The sequence below is a fragment of the Streptococcus sp. IsoGale022 genome (genome assembly GCF_031142805.1).
GTDB classification, from domain to species: Bacteria; Bacillota; Bacilli; order Lactobacillales; family Streptococcaceae; genus Streptococcus; species Streptococcus sanguinis_A.
The window spans coordinates 1-26,281 of record NZ_JAKZJI010000009.1 but is presented as its reverse complement, the minus strand read 5'-3'; the positions used below and the strand labels follow the sequence as shown (position 1 = coordinate 26,281).

Below are 26,281 nucleotides of genomic sequence, written 5' to 3'. Positions count from 1 at the left end.
AAAGATATAACAATGGATATTTTTTGATTTAGGATTCCCCCTAATTGATGAGAGGGAGATTTATCATTTTTTCCTAGAAGTAGTGCGTAGGGCTGGGCATGCTCTTTCCCTTGAAAAATTAGAGGACAAAATGACAGTTTTTATTTCGGAAAATATAATCAAGAAATTCCTGCGTTTCCTTGTGACTACATGCTTGAAAAAGTGAGTGATTTACTGAAGATTTTATAGCTTTCTTGTATCAAAATCAGTCTTTTATGGTATACTAGCAAAGTGGAAGGAGGAGTACAATGGAAGAATTATTAAATCAGGTCTTACTATCACAGGATAGGGAAGTTTTTAATCAGATATTTGACGATTATTATCCCATTGATATTGCTCTTTCTTTGGAGGCCTTGGAGGATGAGGAAGGGAATCTCCTCAAAACCTTTACGGAAATGGCTAGTGATGATCAATTGGTAGAGATTTTAAAAGAAGCCGAGCCGGAGTTGCAACGACAGATTATCCAATCGATTTCTTTCAAACGTACCAGCACTCTTTTTTATCTTATGCCAGATGATGATGTGGTAGATATTTTGGGTTACTTGAGTGTGGACTTGCGTAAGCAATACTTAAGTATGATGAAAAATGCCAGTCAAGAGAATTTGAAAGCTATGTTGGCTTACGATCCTCAGACAGCTGGTGGTCTGATGACGAAAGAATTCATTACCTTAAATGAAAATCTGACCGTCTCAGCAACTCTCAATAAATTGAGAGAAATTTCGCCCAATACAGAAGTTATTGATACCTTATTTATTAGAAATGTGCATCATTCGCTAGTTGGCTGGATTGATATCCGTGATTTGTTTATTCATGATGCGGAGATGAAACTCAGCGAATTTATGAACACTCAGTTAGTGACTGTGACGCCAGAGGTTGACCAAGAAGAGGTAGCCCAGCTTTCTGCCAAATATAATTTATCTGTCGTACCGGTCGTCAATCATCGGCAGGTATTGCTAGGAATCATCACAATTGACGATATCGTCGATGTTTTGCAAGAAGAGTACCAAGAAGATATCTTGCGGATGGGTGGTGTCCAAGAAAGTGAAGAAATTGGAGGACCTTTCAAAGAATCACTCAAGAAACGCTTACCTTGGTTAATGATTAACCTAGTAACAGCATTTCTAGCTTCTGCGACAGTAGCACTTTTTGATGATACGATTTCAAAAGTTGTAGCATTAGCAGCGATTAGTCCTATTATCACGGGAATGGGCGGAAATTCTGCCTCTCAGACACTTGCTTTGGTTATCCAGGGGATTGCCTTGGGCAAACTAGATCTGAAAGAAGATCGGTATTTAGTATTCAAAGAAATCGTGCTAGCTTTGGTTAATGGTTTCTTTACTGGCTTGATTGCAGCGATTGTCATGTTTGTCTTCTATCAAAATTTCTATCTGTCTGTTATTGTGATATTGGCAATGATGATCAATCTAGCATGTGGTGCTCTATTTGGTTACTTTGTACCGCTGATTATCAAGACACTGAATCAGGATCCAGCTCTAGCTTCGACCATTTTCATTACCACGGCAACAGATGTATTGGGTTACCTAGCTTTTCTAGGCTTAGCACAAGTTTTCTTACCATTGATTGTATAAAAAATGATACACAAAAAACGCTTGATTTTCAAGCGTTTTTGTTTTCTTAGTTGTCGAACAAACCTTTAATTTTATCAATCGCGCCGCTAGCCATTTCATTTCCAGCTACTAGTTTTTTAGCTTGATCAAGGTATTCACCGAGTTTGTCTTTGTTTTCTTCAATAAATTTTTTGGCACCATCAAAGTCTTTCTTTTCAATCATTTCTTTTACTTGGTTAAATAAATCTACTGAATTCATAGATGTTGCTCCTTAGTAATTTTTTATACTATTTAATCAAATTTCTAATAGAAAGACAAGAATTCTGCTTATTTAAAGGTCACACAAACAGCTTCGGGAATATAGAAATCATGGGAGATTTCTGTTAATTTTCCACTTTCAGCATCGCGTTTGAAGATGGTTGCATTGTCAGAGTCTTGATGGACAGCAATGATATGGTTTTGATCCGGTGTGATGTTGAAATCACGCGGATTTTGACCATTGGTAGGTGCAATCTGGATTAAGTCCAAACTGCCGTCAGCTAAGATTTTGTAAACGGCAAGAGAGTCATGACCACGGTTGGAACCGTAGAGGAACTTGCCATCAGCAGACAGGCGGATAGCAGCTGTTCCGTTTGCACCTTCAAAGTCCTCTGGTAAGGTGGAGACAGTTTGCAGGTGTTCAAAATGGCCGACTCCATCGTAAATCAGGACTTCAATAGTAGAATTAAGCTCACAGATCAAATAGGCGATTTTATAATGATGGTGGAAAACGATATGGCGGGCACCAGCTCCAGCGGCACACTTGTAGGTATCTAGAGAGGTAATCTTTCCGTCTTCAGCAACATCATAGGTGGTGACTTCATCAGTTCCCAAGTCGCAGGTAATCAGGTATTGATCTGGTGTAAGGTCAGTGTAGTGGACATGAGCAGAGGCTTGATTGGCGTGTGGTCCTTGACCTTGATGGGTAGCTGAGTCAGTCAGTTCCAGTCTGCCATCAGCCAGGCGTTTGTAGACCAAGACTTGTCCCTTGTGGTAGTTAGCACCGTATACCAAGTCACGCTCTTCGTCGACTGCGACATAGCAAAGCGGAGCTCCTTCTTCGACGACATGGTTGAGAAGCTGACCTGCCTGGTCAAAGGCTGCAATGCCCCCCTGTCCGTCCTTTGTTCCGACAGAATAGAGATGTCCAGCCTTGTCAAAGGCTAGGTAGGTTGGACTGGGCTCTTCAGCAACCAAGGTTAAGTTTTCTAAAGTTCCTTTGTTAGAATTAAAATCTGCCTTGTAAATTCCCTTGGAATCTATGCGAGTATAGGTTCCAAAGTAAACCGTTTGTGTCATTCCATTACCTCGTATGTATTTAGATTTCTTGCTACTATTATATCATAAAAGCAGATGATAGGTCTTAGAGCGGAGGATTTGCCTGATTTTCAAAAGAATAGTATTAGTTTCGAAAAAACAGATAAAAAACAGATAGTGGGTAGGAAGGGGATAGATGGCTTTGTTAGAATGGAATTGTTCAAAAAAACAATTACTGTCAGGAAGCAACAAACTTCCTGCTTGCTAAACAAAGGAGAAATCAAATGAACGTTAAAAAAATTGCTATGCTCGTTGCTCTTATCGGAATGTCAGGATTCTTTTTAGCCGCATGCGGAAATAAAGAAGCTGATAACTCAGAAATTAAGGATGGAAAACAAGTGGACTTCCAGAAAGATGCTGTTGATAAGAAGACCAAGACAGTCGATGGCAAAGAAGTGACAGAATACACAATGCCTGATGGGAACGTTATCCAAATTCCAGCAGATGGTGAGGAAATTCCAGAAGATGGATCAGGATCTAGCTCAGAAGCTGAATAAAGATTAAAACATGTAGGTTGGAGGCAATATGTTTCGAAGAAAAAAAATGAATCGTAAGACCATTCTATTGGGCAGCACGGTCATTCTTGCTTGTGCTGGGCTGGGAGGCTATCTGTATTTTAGACAGATCAATCAACAACAGGCCATGAAAATGGTAGATAAGACGATTGATTCGCTGACAGTCCAAGAAGCTGTCAATAACAGTAAAAAAACAAGCCTGGTTTTATCTGGGGAAGTAGTTGCCAACAATAGCAGTAAGGTCAAGATTGACCCTTCTAAGGGGGAAGTCAAGGAAGTATTTGTCAAAAATGGCGATACCGTTACACAAGGGCAGCCGCTCTTTTCCTATGTGACAGAGCAGCAATTGACAGCCCAGTCAGCTCAATATGATGCCCAGTCCAAGGCTAATGGCATCACAGCGGCTCAAAACAGCGCTGCGATTAAATGGGAAACCTATAATCGTAAGTTGGCCAGCTTAAACTCACTCAAGGACAAATACAATTCCAGTCAGGATGAGTCACTGCTGGAGCAGATAAAGTCAGCTGAAGATGAGCTGGCTCAGGCGCTGAGCGATGCCAAGACGGCGGATAATGAAGTAACGACAGCTCAGATTGAGGCTGAAAAGGCTCAGGTGACAGCTCAGACAGAATCAGACCGGATGAAGTATGATACTGTGACTGCAGATACAGCAGGAACGATTACTTCTATGAATGAAGATTTGCCCAATCAGTCCAAGGCCAAAAAGGAAGAAGAAAACTTTATTGAGATTATGGACAAGTCCAAAACTCTGATTAAAGGTACTGTCAGTGAATTTGACCGTGAAAAGCTGAGTGTCGGTCAGAAAGTGGAAGTGGTGGATCGCAAGGATCCTAAGAAGCGATGGAGTGGTACGGTAACTCAGGTCGGCAGTCTGACAGCAGAAAACACTTCCAATAATAATGGTGGGAATAAGCAACAGGAAAACCCCAACCAAGGTAAGTTTCCTTATACTGTAGAGCTGGATCAAGGCGGTGAAATGCCGCTGGTTGGTTCCCATTCCTATGTCAACATCGTGGAGAATGCTCCCGAGGCAGGAAAGGTAGTTGTCAATAAGGCCTATACTTTCAGTAAAAATGGCAAGACCTATGTCTGGAAAGTAGAGGGCAAGACTCTGAAAATGCATGAAGTCAAGACCAAGAAAGTTTCTGACAGTTTGGTGGAGATTACAGAAGGTTTGACTATGCAGGATACCATTTCAACACCGAGAGTAGGTATGGAAGAAGGGATGGAGGTAGGACAGCATGTTAAAGCTTAAGGATATCCACAAATCTTATCAGCAGGGCAGTCAGGAATTTCCAATTTTAAAAGGAATTGATCTGCATGTGAAAGAGGGGGATTTTCTGGCTATCATGGGACCGTCTGGATCTGGTAAGTCCACTCTGATGAACATTATCGGCTGTCTGGATAAGGCAAGTTCAGGGACTTATCATATTGAAGGGACCGATGTGTCTGAGCTGTCTGACAATCAGCTGTCCGATCTGCGCAATCAGAAGATTGGCTTTGTTTTTCAAAATTTCAACCTCATGCCCAAGCTGACGGCCTGTCAAAATGTAGAACTGCCTCTGACTTACATGAAAATTCCTAAAAAAGAGAGACGGGAACGGGCTCTAGAAATGCTGCGCTTGGTCGGACTGGAAGAAAGAAGCGATTTCAAGCCTATGGAGCTGTCTGGTGGTCAAAAGCAGCGGGTAGCCATTGCGCGAGCCTTGGTAACCAATCCCAGCTTCATCCTTGGTGACGAACCAACGGGGGCCCTGGATACCAAGACCAGTGTGCAGATTATGGACCTCTTTAAGCAGTTTAATGATGAGGGTAAGACCATTGTCATCATTACCCATGAGCCGGAAGTAGCCCAACTCTGCAAGCAGACGGTTATCCTGCGGGACGGTAATATAGAGAGCAAAGCGATAGGATAGAAAGGAAGCTGTATGGAAGATATTTTTGTAGCTCTGAATTCAATCTTGTCGCATAAAATGCGCTCTATGCTAACTATGTTGGGGATCATCATAGGGATAGGCGCTATCATCGCTATCTTTTCCATCATTGAGGGAAATACGGAAAATACCAAGCGTCAGCTTATCGGTGGCAACAATAACACAATCAAGGTCGTCTATGACAAGAAAAGCGCCATCGATCCAACCATTCCAGAGAAATCTCAAGCTCAGAAACCTTCTTATATTCCCTTTATGGGAGAGGATGTGCTGAGTAAGATTAAGGAAATCTCTGGGGTCAAGAATGCTCTGCTGACCTATGGTACAGATGAGAAGATCTACTACCTAAGCCAAAAGTCGTCTGGGAAGATTCAGGCTGTTTCGCAGACAGCTGCTGACATCAAGCAGCAACGTTTACTAGAAGGTGAAGGATTTGACTCAGAAGCCTTTAAAAATCAAGAGCAGGTGACCTATCTGGAAAAGTCGCTTTATGATAGTCTTTTTCCAAAGGGGGATGGTATCGGCAAATATGTTGAAGTCTTAGGAAATCCCTTTAAGGTTATTGGCGTATTTGAGTCAACTGAGCAGAGTGGCTTAACAGCTGGTGCGGAAAAGGTGGCCTATATTCCCCTGCAGCAGTGGCATCGGATTTTTGATACCATTAATGTCAGTCCTGAAGTGACTGTCCAAACCCACAAGGCCGATGATTTGAAGAAGGTGGCCAAGAAGGTCAGTGATTATCTCAATGAGCAGATGCCACCATCAGATTATATGTTTGGTGTGCTCAACCTGCAGGAATTTGAACGGCAGCTGGATAATCTCAACAAATCTAACTTCGTCTTGCTAGCAGGTATTGCCAGCATCTCTCTCCTAGTCGGAGGTATCGGTGTTATGAATATCATGCTGGTTTCAGTGACAGAGCGGACTCGTGAAATCGGAATTAAAAAGGCTCTGGGAGCTAGACGGAAGATCATTCTCAAGCAGTTCCTGATTGAGGCAGTTATCCTAACCTTGATGGGAGGAATTATTGGCGTGGTGGCTGGTATCGCCTCTGGCTTTGCCATCACTCAGTCTCTAGCTTATCCGTATATTCTATCCCTCTTTTCTGTCTTTGTAAGTTTGATCTTTTGTTGTATAATAGGAGTAGTATTTGGGCTCCTGCCAGCTGTGAAAGCATCCAAGCTGGATCCAATCGAGGCCCTGCGATTTGAATAGGTAAAGGAGAAAAATCTAAGTATGCACAAGATTCTAGTGGTGGAAGATGATACGACGATTAATCAAGTGATTTGTGAGTTTTTAAAGGAAAGTCAGTATGAGGTAAGGCCAGTATTTGATGGTGGCGATGCTTTGCAGGCTTTTGAAGAAGAGCCCTTTGATCTGGTCATCTTAGACATGATGCTGCCAACCAAGAGCGGTCTGGAAGTACTGAAGGAAATCCGCAAGACTTCTCAGATTCCGGTCATGATTTTGACAGCACTTGATGACGAGTATACCCAGCTGGTCAGCTTTAACCACCTCATCAGTGATTATGTAACCAAGCCTTTTTCACCGCTAATCTTGGTCAAACGGATTGAGAATATTCTGCGCAGAAATACTGTTGCTTCAGAGATTGCTGTTGGAGATTTGACGGTTTCGATTGATGACTGCACGGTTTACTGGCAGGGCGAAAAGATGCCTCTGACCAAGAAAGAATATGAAATCTTGCAAGCTCTGGCTAAGAGGAAGGGCCACTTGGTGACCCGTGATCAGCTGATGAATACCATTTGGGGTTACAGTGAGCTGGATAGTCGGGTGCTGGATAATCATATCAAGAACATCCGTAAAAAGATTCCGGGTGTGCCTCTGAAAACCATTACGGGTATGGGTTATCAGCTTGGAGGAGAAGACAAGTGAAAATTGTCAAAAAGAACTTTCTTTTGACCTCGTCCATCATTTTCGTGGTGGTGACTATCGTTCTAGCCAGTCTCTACTTTGCTATGCCGGTGTATTATCAGCAGGTTAAGAGCGGAGAAGCTAAGAGAGAATTTGACCAAGTTTCCAAGCAGGTCAAGGGAAAGTCCAGTCAGCAAATCGGCGAGCTCTTGAGTGATTATAGTAAAAAGAGCAATCTGATTTGGTTTACCCTGCTGGCGAAAGACAATACGATTCTCTATCCCTCACTCGAAGCTGGCGATGAAAGTTCTCTGCAGCTGACCATCGTCCCAACGATTGCCAACAGCGACTATGAGAGCAAGAGTTTATCAGAAAGTTTTCGAACTTCGGATGGTAAAGAAGTTGTCCTGAGAGGGGAATATTCCTTACAGCCAGTTTCTGATGCTAGTCGGATTTTGCTCAATCTCTATCCATTTGTCTTGCTTGTGTCTCTGAGTCTGGGTGGTCTGGCAGCCTATCTCTATAGCCGGACTTCCAGTCAACGGATTAAAGCCATCTCTAAGAGCACCCGTCAAATGACGAGTTTGGCTCCAGATGTGACCTGTCAGGTCAAGGGGCGTGATGAGATTGCTGAACTGGCGCAAGACATCAATCATCTCTATGCTAATCTACTGACCAGTATCGAGGCTCTGCGCCTAGAAAATGAAAAGGTAGCAGAAAGCGAGCGGGAAAAGGCTGAGTTTTTGCGGATGACATCGCATGAGCTCAAGACACCCATTACCAGCATGATGGGGATGGTCGATGGCATGATTTATGGAGTAGGAGAGTTCAAGGATCGAGACAAGTACTTGCAGAAGTGCCGAGAAATTCTAGAGGAGCAGTCGGAGTTAGTCCAGTCTATCTTAGCCATTTCTAAACTGGAGATGAAGACTGAAACCGAACAAGAAGTCTTTTCACTAAAGCAGGTCTTGGAGGAAAATCTGAGCACCTATCGAGTTTTATCAGATGTCAGGCACTACCATTTTCAGGTTGAGCTGACAGAAGCGAAGGTCAAGGGGAACCGCACCTATCTGCTCAAGGCTATCAAGAATCTTTTGGACAATGCCTTTCATTATACAGTAGAAGGCGGAGAGATTCTACTCAGGCTGGAAGAGCGTAAGCTAGTCATCGAAAATGAAGCAGAACGAGTCTTAAACAAAGACCAAATCCAGCAGATTTTTCAGCCTTTCTATCGGCCAGATTACAGTCGCAATCGCAAGGATGGCGGAACTGGTCTGGGACTCTTTATCGTTCAGCAGATTTTGGACAAGCATGGTCTTCGTTATCAGTTTGAAGCCGTTGATGGGCGGAAGATGCGCTTTAGCATTTCTCTGCCGGCTGTTGAAAAATAGTCTTGCATTCTAGCCGGTCCTGCAGAAGCCGAAGAGAGAAGTCAGAAGCTGTATTTTGCGAAAAATACAAGTCTTCTGTCTTCTCTCTTTTTTTGCTTTTCCCTATAGCTGAGCTGAGAATTTTTCTCCGAAAAATGTTACAATGAAATGACAAGTCAAAGGAGGAGAATATGGAGCATAAAGAAAAAGATTTTAGCCTATCTTGGTTTTTTAAATGGTTTTTGGATAACAAGGCCATTACAGTATTTCTAGTAACCCTTTTGATGGGACTGAATATTTTTATACTTAGTAAAATCAGTTTTATTTTTAGCCCAGTCATTGAGTTTTTGGGAGTAATCATGCTGCCGGTTATTTTAGCTGGCCTGCTTTATTATTTGTTAAATCCCATCGTCGACTGGATGGAAAAGCACAAGATTAATCGACTGGTTGCTATTACCATTGTCTTTGTTTTAATTGCTTTTTTGATTATCTGGGGCTTGGCTGTTGCTATTCCTAGTTTGCAGCATCAGGTCATGGCCTTTGTTAGAAATGTTCCGGCTTATCTGAAGCAGGCTGACAAGTTCATCGACGATGTCGTGACTAAGTATATTTCGGCAGATTTCAAGCCGCAGATTGAGGAATATACTAGCAATCTGTCTAGCCAGATTACCGATTGGGCCAGCAATTTTTCATCTAGGGCAGTCAATTGGGCGGGGAACTTAATCAGTACAACTTCGCAGATTGTCGTGGCTATTATCATCATGCCTTTTACCCTTTTTTACCTGCTGAGAGACGGGAAAAATCTGAAAGGCTATGTGACCCAGTTTCTGCCAACTAAATTCCGAGAATCCTTTGGTCAAGTGATGACAGATATCAACAGCCAGCTGGCCAACTATGTGCGAGGTCAGGTGACGGTTGCTATTATTGTAGCTCTGATGTTTATCGTTTTCTTCAAGATTATTGGCCTTCGCTATGGTGTCACTCTTGGAGTAATTGCCGGCGTTCTCAATCTGGTACCTTATCTGGGCAGCTTTTTGGCTATGCTTCCGGCTCTGGCAATCGGTTTGATTGCTGGCGGTCCAGTGATGTTAGCTAAAGTCATTGTCGTTTTCATCATTGAGCAGACTATTGAGGGGCGTTTTGTTTCTCCTCTGGTCTTGGGCAGTCAGCTCAGTATTCATCCGATTACGATTTTATTCGTATTATTGACTTCTGGTACTATGTTTGGCATTTGGGGCGTTTTCCTGGGAATTCCTGCCTATGCTTCAGCCAAGGTTGCCATTGCGGCCATCTTTAAGTGGTATCAGAAAGTAAGTGGACTTTACGAAGCCGATTTTGAACAAGAAGGAGAAATCAGTGAGCAAGAGTGAGCATATGTTGGCAGCTTTACAGGAGCAGGACCTAGCTCTGGCTGATCGCTATTTCGAGCAAGCCCTGACTACAGACAGCGAAGAAGAATTATTGGATTTGGCCGATTACTTAGAGAGTATCGGCTTTTTCCCTCAGGCCAAGCGTATTTTTGAAAAATTGGCCCCTGACTATCCAGCTTCTTATATCAGTCTGGCGGCTATTGCCAGCGATGATGGGGACTTGGAGCAGGCCTTTACCTATCTGGAGGAGATTCAACAAGGCAGTGACTGGTATGTTGCTGCTCTCTTGGCTAAGGCTGACCTCTATCAGCTAGAGGGGTTGCCTGATGTGGCTCGTGAAAAATTAGCTCAGGCAGCAGAGCTGACTGATGAGCCTTTGGTAACCTTTGGTCTGGCTGAGATAGATTTGGAGCTGGGAGATTTTTCTCAGGCGATTAAGGAATACGCCCAGCTAGACAATCGCTCAATCTTTGAGCAGACAGGCGTCTCAACCTATCAGCGGATTGGAGTTTGCTATGCCAGTCTTGGAAAATTTGCAGCGGCCATTGAGTTTTTGGAGAAAGCAGTTGAGCTGGAGTATGATGATGCCACAGTTTATGAGCTGGCAACTATATTAGCGGATCAGGAAGAATATCAGAAAGCTAATCTTTATTTCAAGCAGCTGGATACTCTTTCGCCGGATTTTGAAGGCTACGAATATGGCTATGCCCTATCTCTTCATGCAGAGCATCGGACGGCTGAAGCTCTGACTCTTGCCCAGCAGGGCTTGGCTAAGAATCCTTTTGAGACTCGGCTCTTACTTTTAGCATCACAGCTTTCTTATGAACTTCATGATGAGAAAGCGGCTGAACATTATCTCTTGCAGGCTCAGGAAGATGCGGATGATTTGGAAGAGATTGCCTTGCGATTGACTACTCTTTATTTGGAACAGGAGCGCTATGAGGAGATTTTAGAATTTGCAGAGCAAGAAGTCGATAATGCCTTGACCCGCTGGAATCTGGCGCGTGCTTATCAGGCTTTGGAAAATCTGGAAAAAGCAGAGGAACTCTATAATCAACTGGCTCATGAACTGCAAGACAATCCAGAGTTTCTGGAGCAGTATGTCTATCTTTTGCGAGAACTAGGCAGATTCGAAGAAGCTAAAAGGGCTGCAGCTTCTTACTTAAGACTAGTACCTGATGATGCTAGTATGCAGGAACTCTATGAAAGCTTATAAGAGCACTCGCTCAGCCCTTTCCTGCGATTTATGGTATAATGATTGGCAGTAGAAACTCAGTAAGCACATGTAATAAGGATGAAAAAAGCTTAGCTGGATGGTTAATAATATTTTTAGGAAGAGAAAGATTAAGGAAAAATGGCAGAACCAATCAAATTATTTCAATATAATACTTTGGGAGCTTTGATGGCTGGTCTTTACGACGGAAGTATGACCGTTGGAGAGCTGCTGCAGTATGGAGATTTGGGCTTGGGAACGCTGGACTCTATTGATGGCGAGCTCATTATTCTCGATGGTAAGGCTTATCAGGCAAAGGGATCTGGAGAAGTGCCAGAAGTGGTTGAGGTGTCACCGGATATGACAGTACCTTATGCGGCAGTGGTTCCTCACCAGGCGGAGGTCATTTTCCGTCAGCGCTTTGAGATGAACGACAAGGAACTTGAAAAGCGGATTGAGTCTTACTATGATGGGGAAAATCTTTTCCGCTCTATCAAGATTCATGGTGATTTCGCCCGCATGCATGTTCGGATGATTCCCAAGTCTACAACGGAGCGGAAGTTTGCAGAAGTAGCGGTTAATCAGCCTGAGTACTGTAAGGAAAATATCACAGGCACCATCGTCGGTATCTGGACGCCAGAGATTTTCCACGGAGTCAGTCTGGCAGGTTATCATCTGCATTTTGTATCGGATGATCTGACTTTTGGCGGTCATGTCATGGACTTTGTCATCAAGGAAGGTGTCGTCGAGTTGGGCGCTGTAGATCAGCTGGATCAGCGTTTCCCAGTACAAGATCGCAAGTATCTCTTTGCTAAGTTTAATATGGATGAGATGAAAGAAGATATGGAAAAGTCGGAATAAATAGCAGGGGCTAGCATTGTTTGCTGCCCTCTTTTTTGATATAATTGGAAAAAGAATAGAGGAGAAGTGAAGCTATGATTTATTTGGTAAACGCCAGCCCAAATAGGAATGGCAATAGTTTTAAGCTGGGGCACTTTTTTCTGCGAGATAGAGATTATGAGGCTCTTCAATTAGTGGATTACCATATTGAGCAATATGGCCAGTCGGCAGAAAACGATCAGTTCTTTCAAGTCTATGAGCAGCTGAGCCAAGCCGATGTACTGGTGTTTACCAGTCCTATTTATTGGTGGTCTTTTTCGGGTCTGCTAAAAACTCTGTTGGACCGAGTAGCTGATGTGCATGAGCCGCAAGAAGCACTCAAGGGCAAAAAGGTGTTCCTGCTCTTGCAAGGTTCTCAGCCCAGCAAAGAAATTGAAATGCTGGACCACGTGATGAGCCGCTTTTGCCAGAACTACGGACTCAAATATGAGGGGCTGGCAGTAACCACTCATGAACTGAAAGAAATCAACGGTTGGGAATTAACGTCCCTGAAAGAAAAATTAGATAAGGTTTTATCATCAGAAGGTTAAAAGTGAGAAGATTCGTTTGCGGATCTTCTTTATTTTGCTCTAAAAATGGAGCCTTTTTTTCAGGTGTCTATTTTTGGACACTATGCCCCTCAACTACAGTCATATCCATGGCTAACTAAAATTAATTGGTGTATAATACCTATTGCTATTAAATATTAATATAGGAGATTCTATGGGAAAAGAATTATTTAACCCCCATTTAAACAAATTTTCGATTCGAAAATTAAATGTTGGAGTTTGCTCGGTATTATTATCTACCGTTTTCCTTTTAGGTACTGCGGCTACAGTAAATGCTGATGAAATTGCCAGCGGAACTGTGGATGATAATATCTCACTGCCAGAAAAACCGACGGAGTCAGCAGTCAGTCAGCCTGCTCTTGAGAATACAGCAACATCTGCTGTTTCTGAAACAGCTAACTCAGAAGCAAGAGCGGATCAAAATCAGCTGGTAAGCCCAGCTGCTGCTCCAGAGCAAGCGACACCTGAAAAGCCACAAGAAGCTAATCAGACAGCTGAGACCTCTAATGAAGCAAGATCTGCTGAAGCTAGTCAGACTCGCTCTTATTCAGTGCAATATACGCCAAAACCAAGTTCTGCGGCTATGCCTAGGTCCGAGCGTAATGGCCAGCCAATGGAGACAGGAACATCATTTCGTACTACCAGTCCTGCTGGTCAAGCTAGCCCTGCCATACAAGATGCAACAGCTAATCCTACAGTTTCTAAACCAACACTGGAAGAATCTGTAAGAAAACGCTCTGATGAGTTGATGAAGCAGGTAAACTGGCTAGATTTTGGTGATACTAAATCACTGAGAAATCTAGATAAAGATGGCTCATTTAAAGTTGGAACAGTATATGAAAAGGAAATTTCGCCGGGCTATGTGGTCAAACTGACCGTGACGGAATTGAAACCTTTCTATGCGACAGAGATCTATCGTGATCGAGTAAAGGGAACTGAGTACGAAAGCAGTTATGATCCCAATGCAAAAAATACTTGGCTTCAATATAACAATAGCAATAATTATGCTTATCAGTATTGGTATGGTGATGATTACCGTCCTAAAATTACTGGTGCTGCTCAGAATCAATATTCAGCTATTAAGTCAGAGGGAATTGATACTAAAGGGCGTAAAACCCAACTGCAGGTTCCTAAAGATGAAGCCAACTATGGCGTGAAGTTCAAAGTTGAAGCTAGATATCGTGGGAAGCCAGTTAAAGCAACAGTTGTCATGGCTGATGGTGAAGAAGCTAATCCGGGTGAGTACGCTATCTTTACAACCAATGGTAAGGGTTGGGAACATTTGGCCGAGTGGAAGCGCACAGTTACAGACGCAAATGGTGTGACTACTGAGATTACAGAAACCTATAAGCCAATGAAGCCTACCACAGAAGGCCAATTTATTGGAACTGACGGTACTGGTGTTCATTGGCAGGCCTATGTCAGCTCTGATCAAAAGACTGGCGGACTGGGAAGCCAAGTATTTGGACCTAATCTTTCTAGAAATAATACAATTCCACTTGTAATGACACGTGGTGCATCAGAGGTTGGTATTTACATAGCCTCTTCTGGTCAGCAAGCTGCGATGATTGGTTTTATGGCAATCGATGAAGGTGATGCACCGGATTCTTATGGAAAAGCTATCCATGCTATTTCAAGATACAATGCAGAAACTGGCGGTCAAAATCCACAGCCATTCTTGGGCCGTGTTGCGGCTGATATTGATACCACATCTGGAAACAACTGGCAGCATGACGATCAGAATGATTTAGCCGATGAAGGTATTAATCAGCTCTTGTCTGATGATTTAGTCGGGAAAACCAATGGTCTTTTTCCAGTAAACCGTCTGCACGACGGAGATTATTCTCTCCGCATCCATGCTTCAGCTAACGGATACGAAAAAGCCTATGTCCGTGCCTGGATTGACTTCAATAACAATGGTGTCTTTGACGAAGACGAAGCCAGTGAATTTACCGAAGTAACAACTGCGGGAGATTATACTGTCAACTTTAAGAAGAACCCAGCCATGACCAATCCTGAACTTAGCAAGCTTGGAATGCGGGTTCGTATTGCCTTAAACAAGGGAGATATTGAAAAGCCTACTGGAACTGCATTTAGTGGTGAGGTGGAAGACTTAGAAGTTGAACTGACTTATCCACCAAAAGGCGAGAAGAAGGAAAGTACTGGAATCCGTGACCAGAGACAGACAGCCACTCTTCATTTCACTCCTCAAGGTGTTGATCAAAACAATGAAAACAAGAAAGTAGCGATTGACACTACTAAAGCTCCGATTGTATTGGATGCTAATGGTAATGTGCTGACTGCAAATGCAGAAGGTTGGTATAAGACTGCTGAAGGCCGTTATAAAGTAACAGCAAACGGTGCTGATGTAGATGTGGTATATGAGCCTAAGGCTGGCTTTATCGGCACAGCTCAGGGGATAAACATCCGTCGTTTTGATACTAATGGAGCAAGTACAGATTGGGTTGCCAAAAATCAGGCTGAAGCAGCCATCAATGACCAGCTCAACACCATGGATGGACGCTTTGTACCAACCGTGCTAAATGTTCCTATGTATGAAACAACGGATGCCCAAGGACTAACGCAAGAAAAGACGTCTGTCTTTAATGATGGAGATGCTGGCAAAACTCCTGCAAGTCCAAGTACAGCAAATCCTGTAAAATTTGTGAAAGTAGATAGAACGACTACAGATGATACTAGAGTTCCAGCTTTATCAAATGGTCAGGAAGTTGGTCGTTTTGAAGTCGAGCCTTCAACAGGTAAGATTACCTTTACGCCAAATAAAAACTTTGTTGGTACAGTGGATCCAGTTTCCGTTCAGATGATTGATGGCAAAGGTATTCCGCATCAAGCTGTTTATCAGCCAAAGGTGACTCCTGTTAGACCATCTTCTCAAGGTGCCAGCAGCGAGGGCATTCAAGGTGCAGTTCAGACAGGACAGCTGACCTTCAATCCGGGCAATAATCGTGTACCTATTGATAGCAAGAAGTTGCCAACCTTTGATAATGGCAGCCAGACTAAAACAGTTGCTGGTGTTGGGACTTATCAGGTGGATAATCAAGGCCTAGTTACCTTCACTCCACTACTGACTTATACTGGACGTCCAGCGGCAGAGGCTGTCAAGCGAGTAGATGTCAATGGAACAGAAGTAACAGCTACCTATCAGGCTGATGTAAAAGCAGCAGCACCAAGTGCGATGAATGCTGAAACCAGTGGTATACAAGGCCAAGTTCAGCGAGGCAAAGTCAGCTTCACAGAAGGTTCTGCGCAAGTCAACGGTCAAAAACAAACGGTGGCCTTTCCGGCTGATTCAACTCCTCTCTTTAACAATGGTTCGACTGTTAAAGAAGTGCCTACTGTTGGTAAGTTTGAAGTGGATGAGGATGGAAATGTAACCTTTACTCCAGAGAAACAATTTAAAGGCCTTACGCCAGACATCAGGATTACTCGTACAGATACGAATGGCAGCACAGCTACAGCTATCTACAAGGCAACAGTCACTGCTGTAACTCCAACAGGAACAAACATCACCAGCACTGGTAAACAAGGCCGTCCACAGACAGGTAAGCCAAACTTTGTCAGTGGCAACCCAGATGTACCATTGGATAATGATACTCCAGCGACTTTCGAAGATGGAAGCAAGCGCAAGGTGGTTCCAAATGTCGGAATCTTTGAAGTGGCACCAGATGGATCTGTTACTTTCACACCTGACAAGCAATATGTTGGCACACCAGATCCGGTTGTTGTTAAGCGTGTAGATAAGAATGGCACTCCTGTGACGGCTAAGTACACGCCTACTGTTGAGAAAGTGACTCCAAGAGCCACAGGCGCTCAGACAAAAGGCCCTCAAGGTCAAGTTCAAAAAAGGCAAGGTTACTTTTGAACCAGGAAGTCCTCAGGTTGGTTTCCCAGAAAACAGCACACCAGTCTTTGATACTGGTACGAATGTGAAAGAAATTGCCAAAATCGGTAAGTTCGAAGTTGATGGAGAGGGTAATGTCACCTTTACTCCAGTCAAAACCTTTGTAGGCAAAACTCCAGAAGTTGAACTCAGCCGTGCAGATGTCAACGGAACAGTAGCCAAGGCTAAATATCGGGCGACTGTGACCGCTGTGACTCCGACGGGAACTGGAGATCAGACAGAAGGTCCGCAAGGCCAAGTTCAAAAAGGCCGTGTAACTTTTAAAGCTGGCGATCCAAAAGTAGGATTCCCAGCCAATAGCACGCCAGTCTTTGACACGGGCACGAATGTAAAAGAAATTGCCAAAGTCGGTAAGTTCGAAGTAGATGCTGAGGGCAATGTCACCTTCACGCCAGAAAAGCGCTTTGTAGGTGAAACGCCAGAAATTAGCATTTCTCGCAAAGATGCAAATGGTATTGCAGCAAAAGTCACTTATATCGCGACAGTTACATCAGTAACTCCAATGGGCACTAATGTAACTAGCACCGGTCCACAGGGGATCCCGCAAACAGGTACCCCAACTTTCCAAGTTGGTGATCCACTTGTTCCAATCGATGACATAGTCGAGCCAAGCTTTGACGATGGCAGCAAGGAAAAAGCTATTTCAGGTCAGGGAACTTACACCATCACTCCAGATGGCACAGTGACCTTCACACCGGAGAAGCAGTTTGTAGGAAAGCCAGATCCAATCACTGTAAAACGTGTCGATAAGAATGGTACACCAGTGACCGCGACTTACAGTCCAGAGTTCACCAAGGTGACTCCAATAGGTACTAACGTGACTAGTACGGGTCCTCAAGGTCTTCCGCAAACGGGTACCCCAACTTTCCAAGGTGGTGATCCGCTAGTTCCGATTGATGAAGCAGTCGAACCAACTTTCGAAGATGGCAGTAAGAAAAAGGCTATTCCAGGTCAGGGAACTTACACCATTGCTCCAGATGGCGCAGTGACCTTCACGCCGGAGAAGCAGTTTGTAGGCACACCAGAGCCAGTGACAGTGAAACGAGTAGATAAGAACGGGACGCCAGTGACTGCGACCTACAGTCCAGAGTTCACCAAGGTAACTCCAACTGGTACTGGTGATAAGACTGAAGGATTGCAAGGTCAGGTTCAAGAAGGCCATGTTACCTTCACACCAGGTCATGATTCTGTGCCGTTTCCAGCTGAAACAACTCCACTCTTCGATAACGGTTTGACTGTTAAAGAGATTCCAGCCGTTGGTAAATTTGAAGTGGATGCTAATGGTAAGGTGACCTTCACGCCAGACAAGCAGTTTAAGGGGATCACTCCTGAGCTGACATTGATTCGAGCAGATGTGAATGGCACTCCTGTTACCGTCAAATACCAAGCGGTAGTGAAAGAAGTGGTTCCAACAGGAACAAATATTACCAGCACTGGAGAGCAAGGCAGACCACAAACAGGCAAGCCAAACTTCGTAAGCGGCACTCCGGGAGTACCACTGGACAATGACACTCCAGCTACTTTCGACGACGGAAGCAAGCGCAAGGTTGTTCCAAATGTCGGTATCTTTGAAGTGGCACCAGACGGTTCTGTTACCTTTACCCCAGATAAGCAATATGTTGGCACGCCAGATCCAGTTGTTGTTAAGCGAGTGGACAAAAATGGCACTCCAGTGACAGCCAAGTATACGCCTACTGTTGAGAAAGTGACTCCAAGAGCGACAGGTGCTCAGACAGAGGGGCTTCAAGGCCAAGTTCAAAAAGGCAAGGTTACTTTTGAAGCAGGAAGTCCGCAAGTCGGCTTCTCAGAAAACAGTACGCCAGTCTTTGATACCGGCACGAATGTGAAAGAAATTGCCGAAGTTGGTAAGTTCGAGGTTGATGCAGAGGGGAATGTTACCTTCACACCAGTCAAATCGTTTGTCGGTAAGACACCAGAAGTTGAACTCATCCGTACAGATGTCAACGGTACAGCAGCAAAAGCCAATTACCAAGCAACTGTGACAGCTGTTACTCCAACAGGTACTGGTGACAAGACAGAGGGTCTTCAAGGTCAGGTTCAAAAAGGTCATGTCACCTTCACGCCAGGTCATGAATTAGTTCCATTCCCAGCAGGTTCGACTCCGCTATTTGGTAACGGAAAAAATATTAAAGAAGTACCAAATATCGGTAAATTCGAAGTGGATGTAGATGGCATTGTAACCTTTACTCCAGACAGACAGTTCAAGGGTGAAACACCAGAACTAGGAATTATTCGTGTGGATGCCAACGGCACCCCTGTTACAGTTAAGTACCAAGCGGTGGTGAAAGAAGTAACTCCGACAGGTACCACCGTTACGAGCACCGGTCCACAAGGTATCCCGCAGACAGGAACTCCAACCTTCAAAGCTGCGGATCCACTAGTTCCAATCGATGAAACAGTCGAGCCAACTTTCGACGATGGTAGTAAGAAAAAGGTTATTCCAGGTCAGGGAATGTACACCATCACTCCAGATGGCGTAGTAACTTTCACACCAGACAAGCAATTTGTAGGTAAACCGGACCCAATCACAGTGAAGCGAGTGGATAAGAATGGTACACCAGTAACTGCGACTTACAGCCCAGAGTTCACGAAAGTAACTCCAATAGGTACTAATGCAACAAGCACAGGTCCTCAAGGTCTTCCGCAAACCGGCACCCCAACCTTTGCGGGTGGCGATTCTCTGGTTCCAATTGATGAGTCAGTCGAGCCAAGCTTCGACGATGGCAGCAAGGAAAAGACCATTCCAGGTCAGGGAACTTACACCATTACTCCAGATGGTTCAGTGACCTTCACTCCTGAGAAGCAATTTGTAGGCAACCCAGATCCAATCACTGTAAAACGCGTCGATAAGAACGGCACACCAGTGACTGCCACTTATAGTCCAGAATTTACGAAAGTAACTCCGACAGGTACTGGTACCAAGACAGAAGGTCTTCAAGGCCAAGTTCAAGAAGGTCAAGTTACCTTCACGCCTGGTCATGATTCAGTTCCATTCCCGACTGGTTCGACTCCACTATTTGACAATGGTTCTTCTGTCAAAGAAGTACCGAATGTTGGTAAGTTCGAAGTGGATGCGGACGGTAAGGTTACTTTTACTCCAGATAAACAATTCAAGGGTGAAACGCCAGAACTTGAGTTGACGCGCACTGATGTCAATGGCACCCCTGTTACAGTTAAGTACCAAGCGGTAGTGAAAGATGTAACTCCAACAGCTACTACCTCAACCAGCACTGGCCCACAAGGCCGTCCACAAACGGGTAAACCAAACTTTGTCGGTGGCGACCCGAATGTACCACTGGATGATGATACTCCAGCGACTTTCGATGATGGAAGCAAACGCAAGGAAGTTCCAAATGTCGGTACCTTTGAAGTGGCACCAGATGGATCTGTCACTTTCACACCTGACAAGCAATATGTTGGTACACCGGATCCAGTTGTTGTTAAGCGAGTAGATAAGAATGGCACTCCTGTGACGGCTAAGTATACACCAACTGTTGAAAAAGTCACTCCGATAGGCGCTGCCGCGACCAGCACCGGTCCTCAAGGCCTGCCTCAAACGGGTACTCCAACCTTCACAGGTGGTGATCCGCTGGTTCCAATTGATGACTCAGTTGAGCCAAGCTTCGACGATGGAAGCAAGAAGAAATCCATTCCAGGTCAGGGAACTTACACCATTACTCCAGATGGCGCAGTGACCTTCACACCTGACAAGCAGTTTGTAGGCACACCAGATCCAGTCACTGTTAAACGTGTCGATAAGAACGGTTCGCCAGTGACAGCAACTTATGGACCAGAGTTTACCAAGGTAACTCCGACTGGTACTGGAGCCAAGACAGAAGGTCTGCAAGGCCAGGTCCAAAAAGGCCAAGTCACCTTCACTCCAGGCCATGATTCAGTTCCATTCCCAGCAGATTCGACTCCGTTATTCGACAATGGTTCTTCTGTCAAAGAAGTACCGAATGTTGGTAAGTTCGAAGTGGATGCAGACGGCAAGGTAACCTTTACTCCAGATAAACAGTTCAAAGGTGAAACACCAGAACTTGAATTGACTCGCACTGATGTCAATGGTACCTCTGTTACAGTTAAGTACCAAGCGGTAGTGAAAGAGGCAACTCCAACAGGCACAACCGTGACGAGCATTGGCCCACAAGGTCTTCCGCAAACAGGTACTCCAACCTTCAAAGGTGCGAACCCACTAGTTCCAATCGATGAGACTGTTGAGCCAACCTTTGCAGATGGAAGCAAGAAGAAGACCATTCCAGGTCAGGGAACTTATACCATTACTCCTGATGGGGCAGTGACCTTTACGCCAGAGAAGCAGTTTGTAGGCACACCAGTTCCAGTTGTTGTTAAGCGAGTGGATAAGAATGGTACACCAGTGACAGCGACCTATAGTCCAGAGTTCACCAAGGTAACTCCGACAGGTACTGGCACTAAGACAGAAGGTCTGCAAGGTCAGGTTCAAAAAGGTCAAGTGACTTTCACGCCAGGACATAAATTAGTTCCATTCCCAGCTGGTTCGACTCCACTCTTTGGTAACGGAAAGAATATTAAAGAAGTGCCAAATGTCGGTAAGTTCGAAGTGGATGCGGATAACAAGGTGACCTTCACCCCAATAAAACAATTCAAAGGTGAAACATCAGAACTGGGATTAATTCGTTTAGACGCTAACGGAACTCCTGTTATTGTCAAATATCAAGCAATAGTGAAAGCAGTAGTCCCAACCGGTAAAGATGCGACCTCTACGAATATCAAGGGCCATGTTCAGACCGGCAAACCTGTCTTCGAAGCAGGTGATCCATTGGTTCCAATCGATGACACAGTAGAGCCAAGTTTTGAAGATGGTACCAAGGAAAAAGTGATTCCAGGTCAGGGAACCTATACCATCGCACCAGATGGGACAGTCACCTTCAGCCCAGAAGCTGATTTCCTTGGTCAGGGAAGCGGTGTGACCCTTGTCCGTCGCGATAAGAATGGTACCTCAGTGACGGCTCGCTATGTTCCGACCGTGGTTGCACCATCAACCAGTCAGGACAGTGTGTCCAGCGGTCGCAAAGGCCAAGCTCAAACGGGCACACCAACTTTTGAAGGGGCGATTGACCAGGCAGTAGCACCGACCTTTGCGGATGGCAGCACCGAAATGGTTGTCCCAGGAGAAGGAACTTATCGTTTCAATATGCTGGGAGCAGTAACCTTCGTACCAGAAGCTGACTTTGTCGGAACTGCTCGCGGAGTCGTCGTGAAACGTCTCGATATTTATGGCAATGACGTGACGGCTACCTATACCCCAACTGTTTTGGGAAGTACTGATACAGCAGATACCAGCAGCACGGGTCTTAAAGGCCAGTCTCAGACCGGCAAGCCTATCTTTGAAGGCGATGTGGATCCAACCGTTCCACCAACATTCGAAGACGGTAGCACAGAAAAAGTTGTTCCAGGTCAAGGTACATATACGATTGCGCCAGATGGCACTGTGACCTTTGTACCGGAAACGGGCTTTGTCGGTCAAGCTGACGGCGTGACAGTGATTCGCAAAGACCGCAATGGTCAGACGATTTCAGCAGTCTATGTTCTGACTGTGACAGAAGATCCTGTTCAGCCAGAGCGGACGATTACACCTGCACCACCGTCTCTTTCTAAGAGCGAGAGTGCAAAAGCTCTTCCTAAGACCGGTACAGAAGAAACCTCATACTTAGCTGCAAGCTTACTTGCGGGAGTATCAGGTTTGGGACTGATTGGCTTAGAGAAAAGAAAGAAAAAGTCTGAAGAATAAAAATTAAGAATTTAGGTTTCAGATACTAAATTAAAATAGGAAAGATTCGTTTATGGATCTTTCTTTTTTTAAAAAAATAGACCATTTTTAAAAAGTGTCTATTTCTAAATAAAAATTCCATAATTATAGTTATATATATAGCTAAGTAAAAAGGAATAGTGTATAATAAAGCCGTTGTAATTAAATGATTATTTAGGAGATTATTATGGGAAAAGATTTGTTTAATCCACACCTGCGTAAGTTTTCGATTCGAAAACTAAACGTCGGTGTTTGTTCTGTGCTCTTATCGACCTTGCTTCTTTTGGGAGCAGCTGCGCAGGTTAGCGCTGATGAGACTGTTTCTTCTGGGACTCAAAACGATGTTTCTGAAATAGGTATAGCTGATTCCTCAGTAAATACTGCAGAGCCGCTAAATTCACCAGCTGAGGAAAGTAATTCTGCCACTATTTCAGCTCAGGCAGAAGATGCATCTGCTGTAACGACTACAAGGCCTAATTCAGATGGCAAGTCAACAAGTGAGCAGCCTGCTGCAGAAACTGCCTCTTCACAAGCAGGTATTCCTACAGAAGTTAAGTCTGAGGAGAATATCCAACCAGCTCCTGCTCAACCAGCAGCAGTCACAGAGACTCCTCAGCCTAGTCGCTCTCGTCGGGTAAGACGGGATGCGGCACCTACTGGTCTGCGAGATGGTGATCCTAACAACACAATTGAAAAGCCTACTTTGGCTGACTCTGAAAAAAAGAACCCAACGGAGTTGATGAAGCAGATCAACTGGCTGGATCTCGGTGATAGAAGCGCCATCAGAAACTTAGATACGGATGATTCCTTTAAAGTTGGTACTGTCTATGAGAAAGAAATTTCTCCAGGCTATCGTATCAAACTGACAGTGACGGAATTAAAACCCTTCCACTCAACAGAGATTTATCGTGACCGCGTCAAGGGTACTGCGTATGAAAACAGCTATGATCCGAATGCGAAAAATACTTGGTTTAAATATGTAAAAGAAGAATTTCAAAAACAAGAAGTCGAGGGAGATTCAGCTAGACCGAAAATTATAGGAGCGGAACAGAATCAATGGACAGCCGTCCGAGACCAAGGGATTAATACCAATGGTCGAAAGACTCAATTACTAGTCCCTAAAAATGGTGCTAGTTATGGAATAAAATTCAAGGTAGAAGCGACTTACCTTGGAAAACCTGTAAAAGCAACAGTTATCATGTCAGATGGAGAAGAAGCCAACCCAGGGGAGTATGCTATCTTCACGACCAATGGCCAAGGATGGGAACACTTGGCAGAATGGAAACGCGTTCGGCCAGATGGTGCTGTAATTACGGATACCTATTCCCCAATGAATCCTAATAGATATGGTCAATACATAGGGGATGATGCGACTGTACCTGTCATTGACTGGACTGCTTTTACTAATCCAGATCAAAAAACAGGAGGCTTAGGTTCTCAGGTCTTTGGTCCTAATACTTCTAAAGATCACACAGTTCCGATTGTGATGACACGAGGTGCTTCAGAAGTTGGAATTTATATTGCTTCTTCTGGTCAGCAAGCTGCTATGATTGGTTTTATGGTAGTTGATGAAGGAGATGCACCAGCTTCTTATGGAAATGCTGTTCATGCTATTTCTGGTTATGATGCCAATACAGGTGCAAGAACTCCTCAGCCATTCTTGGGACGAGTTGAAGCTGATATTGATACTACTTCGGATAATGACTGGAGACATGATGACGATACTGATCACGCAGACGAAGGGGTTGATCAGCTCTTGCCTTCAGATTTGACTGGTAAGACAAATAACCTCTTCCGAGTTAATCGTCTTCAAAATGGTGACTACTCAGTTCGTCTCCAAGCCTCTGCCAATGGCAATAGTAAGGCCTATGTCCGTGCTTGGATTGATTTCAATCAAAATGGTGTTTTTGATGAAAATGAGGCCAGCGAATTTACTGAAGTAACAACGGCTGGTGACTATACTGTTAATTTTAAGAATAATCCAGCGATGACCAATCCTGCAGTTAGCAAGCTGGGAATGCGGGTCCGCATTGCCCTGAATAAGGGAGATATTGAAAAACCTACGGGAACAGCCTTTAGTGGGGAAGTAGAGGATTTAGAAGTCATCTTGACCTATCCACCAAAGGGAGAAAAGAAGGAAAGTACGGGAATAATCGGTCAGCGTCAGAAAGCTACTCTTCAGTTTACACCTCAAGGTATTGATCAAAATGATGAAAGCAAGAAAGCGGCTATTGATACAACTGTAGCACCTCTTGTTTTGGATAATGCTGGCAATACATTAACAGCAGATGGAGACGGTTGGTACAGTACTGCTGAGGGACGATATAAAGTAACAGCCAAGGGTGCAAATGTGGATGTGATATTTGAACCTAGCACTGGCTTTATCGGTACAACTCAGGGAATTAATATCCGCCGTGTTGATACTAATGGTGCAAGTACAGATTGGATTGCGAAGAATAATGGAGAACCTGTTATCAACGATAAGTTGAATAATATGGATGCTCGCTATATTCCGACTGTTTTGAACTTCACGGAACATCGTTCGACGGATGCACAAGGTTTGCCTCAAGTGCAAGATATTGTCTTTAATGATGGCAATCCTGCTAAGACGCCTGCTCAACCATCTGCAACGAATCCTGTCTTTTTCTTGGATGCTGATGGCAATCGTATTGTTGGAACAAGCGTGAAGGCAACATCGCAAGGCCAAGAAGTGGGAACCTTTGAATTAGATCCAGCTACTGGGCGTGTGACTTTCACTCCGAACAAGTCATTTGTGGGGACAGTTGACCCAGTTAACCTACAATTGCATGATACCGATGGGACAGAGCACCGTGCAACCTATCAACCAACAGTAACGCGTGTTGTTCCAACAGCACAAGGAGCAAACTCTGAGGGTATTCAAGGTGCTGAACAATCCGGTAATTTGATTTTCACTGCAGGTGATAATCGTGTGCCAATTAATGAGGCAGTCGCTCCAACTTTTGATAACGGTCAAACAACTAAGGTTGTTCCGAATGTCGGAACTTACATGGTTGATAACGCAGGTCGTGTAACCTTCCAACCACTTCCTAGCTATACTGGCCGTCCAAGTGCAGAATCTGTTAAACGTGTTGATATGAACGGGACAGAAGTAACCACTGCTTATCAAGCTGAAGTTAAGGCCGCAACTCCAACAGGTCAAGATAAACAGACTGTTGGGCTTCAAGGACAACTTCAAACTAGCCAGCTTAACTTTACTCCAGGTCAAGCAACTGTTAATAACCAAACACAAACAGTCCCATTAAACCCAGCAGGACCACAATTCGTTGTGGATGGGCAGGTTCAACAGGGTAATACCTTGGCAGTTAGCGACGCAAGTGGCAAGCTACAAGGAACTTACACTGTTCAAGCTAATGGAGATATTAGCTTCCAACCTGCTCCTGATTTCTACGGAACGCCTACTCCTGCACATCTTCGTGTAAGGGATAAGAACGGTTCTACTGCAGATGTAGTTTATTGGCCAAACGTTACGCAAGTAACTCCAACTAGCACTGATGCGACTAGCACAGGTCCTCAAGGTATCCCACAAACAGGTACGCCTACTTTCCAAGGTGGTAATCCACTTGTTCCAATTGATGAAACAGTAGAGCCTACCTTTGAAGATGGAAGTAAAGAGAAGAACATTCCAGGTCAAGGAACATACACCATCGCTCCAGATGGAACAGTGACCTTCACACCAGAGAAGCAGTTTGTAGGGAAGCCAGATCCAGTCACTGTGAAACGTGTGGATAAGAATGGTACTGAAGTTACTGCTACTTATACACCGACCGTTACCAAGGTAACTCCAATCAGCACCAATGCGACT

General features: G+C 44.3%; 14 protein-coding genes and 1 pseudogene. 13 read left to right on the top strand and 2 right to left on the bottom strand.

The features are described 5' to 3' along the window. The first annotated feature begins 287 nt into the window (after window positions 1-287). The gene (gene mgtE / locus RG608_RS06085) at window positions 288-1,628 is read left to right on the top strand and encodes a magnesium transporter (protein WP_268686524.1); all 1,341 of its coding nucleotides are present in this window, start codon (window positions 288-290) and stop codon (window positions 1,626-1,628) included. A 46-nt stretch (window positions 1,629-1,674) separates the two neighbouring features. On the opposite strand, the gene RG608_RS06080 is transcribed toward mgtE, so the two are convergent. Beyond that, entirely contained in the window at window positions 1,675-1,866 is a 192-nt protein-coding gene (locus tag RG608_RS06080; RefSeq protein ID WP_268686525.1) for a hypothetical protein, read from the bottom strand. A gap of 68 nt (window positions 1,867-1,934) precedes the next feature. Further along, window positions 1,935-2,945, bottom strand: coding sequence for a lactonase family protein (locus RG608_RS06075; RefSeq protein WP_268686526.1), 1,011 nt, complete (start codon window positions 2,943-2,945; stop codon window positions 1,935-1,937). Window positions 2,946-3,187: 242 nt separating this feature from the next. Between RG608_RS06075 and RG608_RS06070 the strand changes: the two genes are divergently transcribed. The 12 genes and pseudogenes from RG608_RS06070 to RG608_RS06015 form a co-directional block, all read left to right on the top strand. Next, window positions 3,188-3,460, top strand: a complete 273-nt coding sequence (locus RG608_RS06070) for a hypothetical protein (RefSeq protein ID WP_002895853.1) — start codon at window positions 3,188-3,190, stop codon at window positions 3,458-3,460. Between the two features lie 28 nt (window positions 3,461-3,488). Next, window positions 3,489-4,754, top strand: coding sequence for an efflux RND transporter periplasmic adaptor subunit (locus RG608_RS06065; protein WP_268686527.1), 1,266 nt, complete (start codon window positions 3,489-3,491; stop codon window positions 4,752-4,754). Then, window positions 4,741-5,415: an ABC transporter ATP-binding protein gene (locus RG608_RS06060; protein WP_002895848.1), complete on the top strand. Its 675-nt coding sequence runs from the start codon at window positions 4,741-4,743 to the stop codon at window positions 5,413-5,415. The genes RG608_RS06065 and RG608_RS06060 overlap by 14 nt, the downstream gene beginning before the upstream one ends. Window positions 5,416-5,427: 12 nt before the next feature. Continuing rightward, window positions 5,428-6,645 carry an ABC transporter permease gene (locus tag RG608_RS06055; RefSeq protein ID WP_268686528.1) on the top strand — a complete coding sequence of 406 codons (1,218 nt, stop codon included), beginning with the start codon at window positions 5,428-5,430 and terminating at the stop codon, window positions 6,643-6,645. Between the two features lie 21 nt (window positions 6,646-6,666). Next, window positions 6,667-7,323, top strand: a complete 657-nt coding sequence (locus tag RG608_RS06050) for a response regulator transcription factor (protein ID WP_268686529.1) — start codon at window positions 6,667-6,669, stop codon at window positions 7,321-7,323. Then, entirely contained in the window at window positions 7,320-8,693 is a 1,374-nt protein-coding gene (locus tag RG608_RS06045) for a cell wall metabolism sensor histidine kinase WalK (RefSeq protein ID WP_268686530.1), read from the top strand. Before RG608_RS06050 ends, RG608_RS06045 begins: the two co-directional genes overlap by 4 nt. A gap of 170 nt (window positions 8,694-8,863) precedes the next feature. Further along, window positions 8,864-10,042: an AI-2E family transporter gene (locus RG608_RS06040; RefSeq protein ID WP_308946708.1), complete on the top strand. Its 1,179-nt coding sequence runs from the start codon at window positions 8,864-8,866 to the stop codon at window positions 10,040-10,042. Then, window positions 10,029-11,258, top strand: a complete 1,230-nt coding sequence (locus tag RG608_RS06035; protein WP_268686531.1) for a hypothetical protein — start codon at window positions 10,029-10,031, stop codon at window positions 11,256-11,258. Before RG608_RS06040 ends, RG608_RS06035 begins: the two co-directional genes overlap by 14 nt. Before the next feature lie 138 nt (window positions 11,259-11,396). Further along, on the top strand, window positions 11,397-12,116 hold the full coding sequence (gene budA / locus RG608_RS06030; RefSeq protein WP_125445183.1) for an acetolactate decarboxylase: 720 nt from the start codon (window positions 11,397-11,399) through the stop codon (window positions 12,114-12,116). Window positions 12,117-12,190: 74 nt separating this feature from the next. After that, window positions 12,191-12,685 carry a flavodoxin family protein gene (locus tag RG608_RS06025; RefSeq protein WP_268686532.1) on the top strand — a complete coding sequence of 165 codons (495 nt, stop codon included), beginning with the start codon at window positions 12,191-12,193 and terminating at the stop codon, window positions 12,683-12,685. A gap of 172 nt (window positions 12,686-12,857) precedes the next feature. Continuing rightward, a pseudogene (locus tag RG608_RS06020) lies at window positions 12,858-22,419 on the top strand (CshA/CshB family fibrillar adhesin-related protein). A 205-nt stretch (window positions 22,420-22,624) separates the two neighbouring features. Beyond that, window positions 22,625-26,281 (top strand): CshA/CshB family fibrillar adhesin-related protein (locus RG608_RS06015; protein ID WP_308946707.1); only part of this gene is annotated, 3,657 nt, incomplete at its 3' end.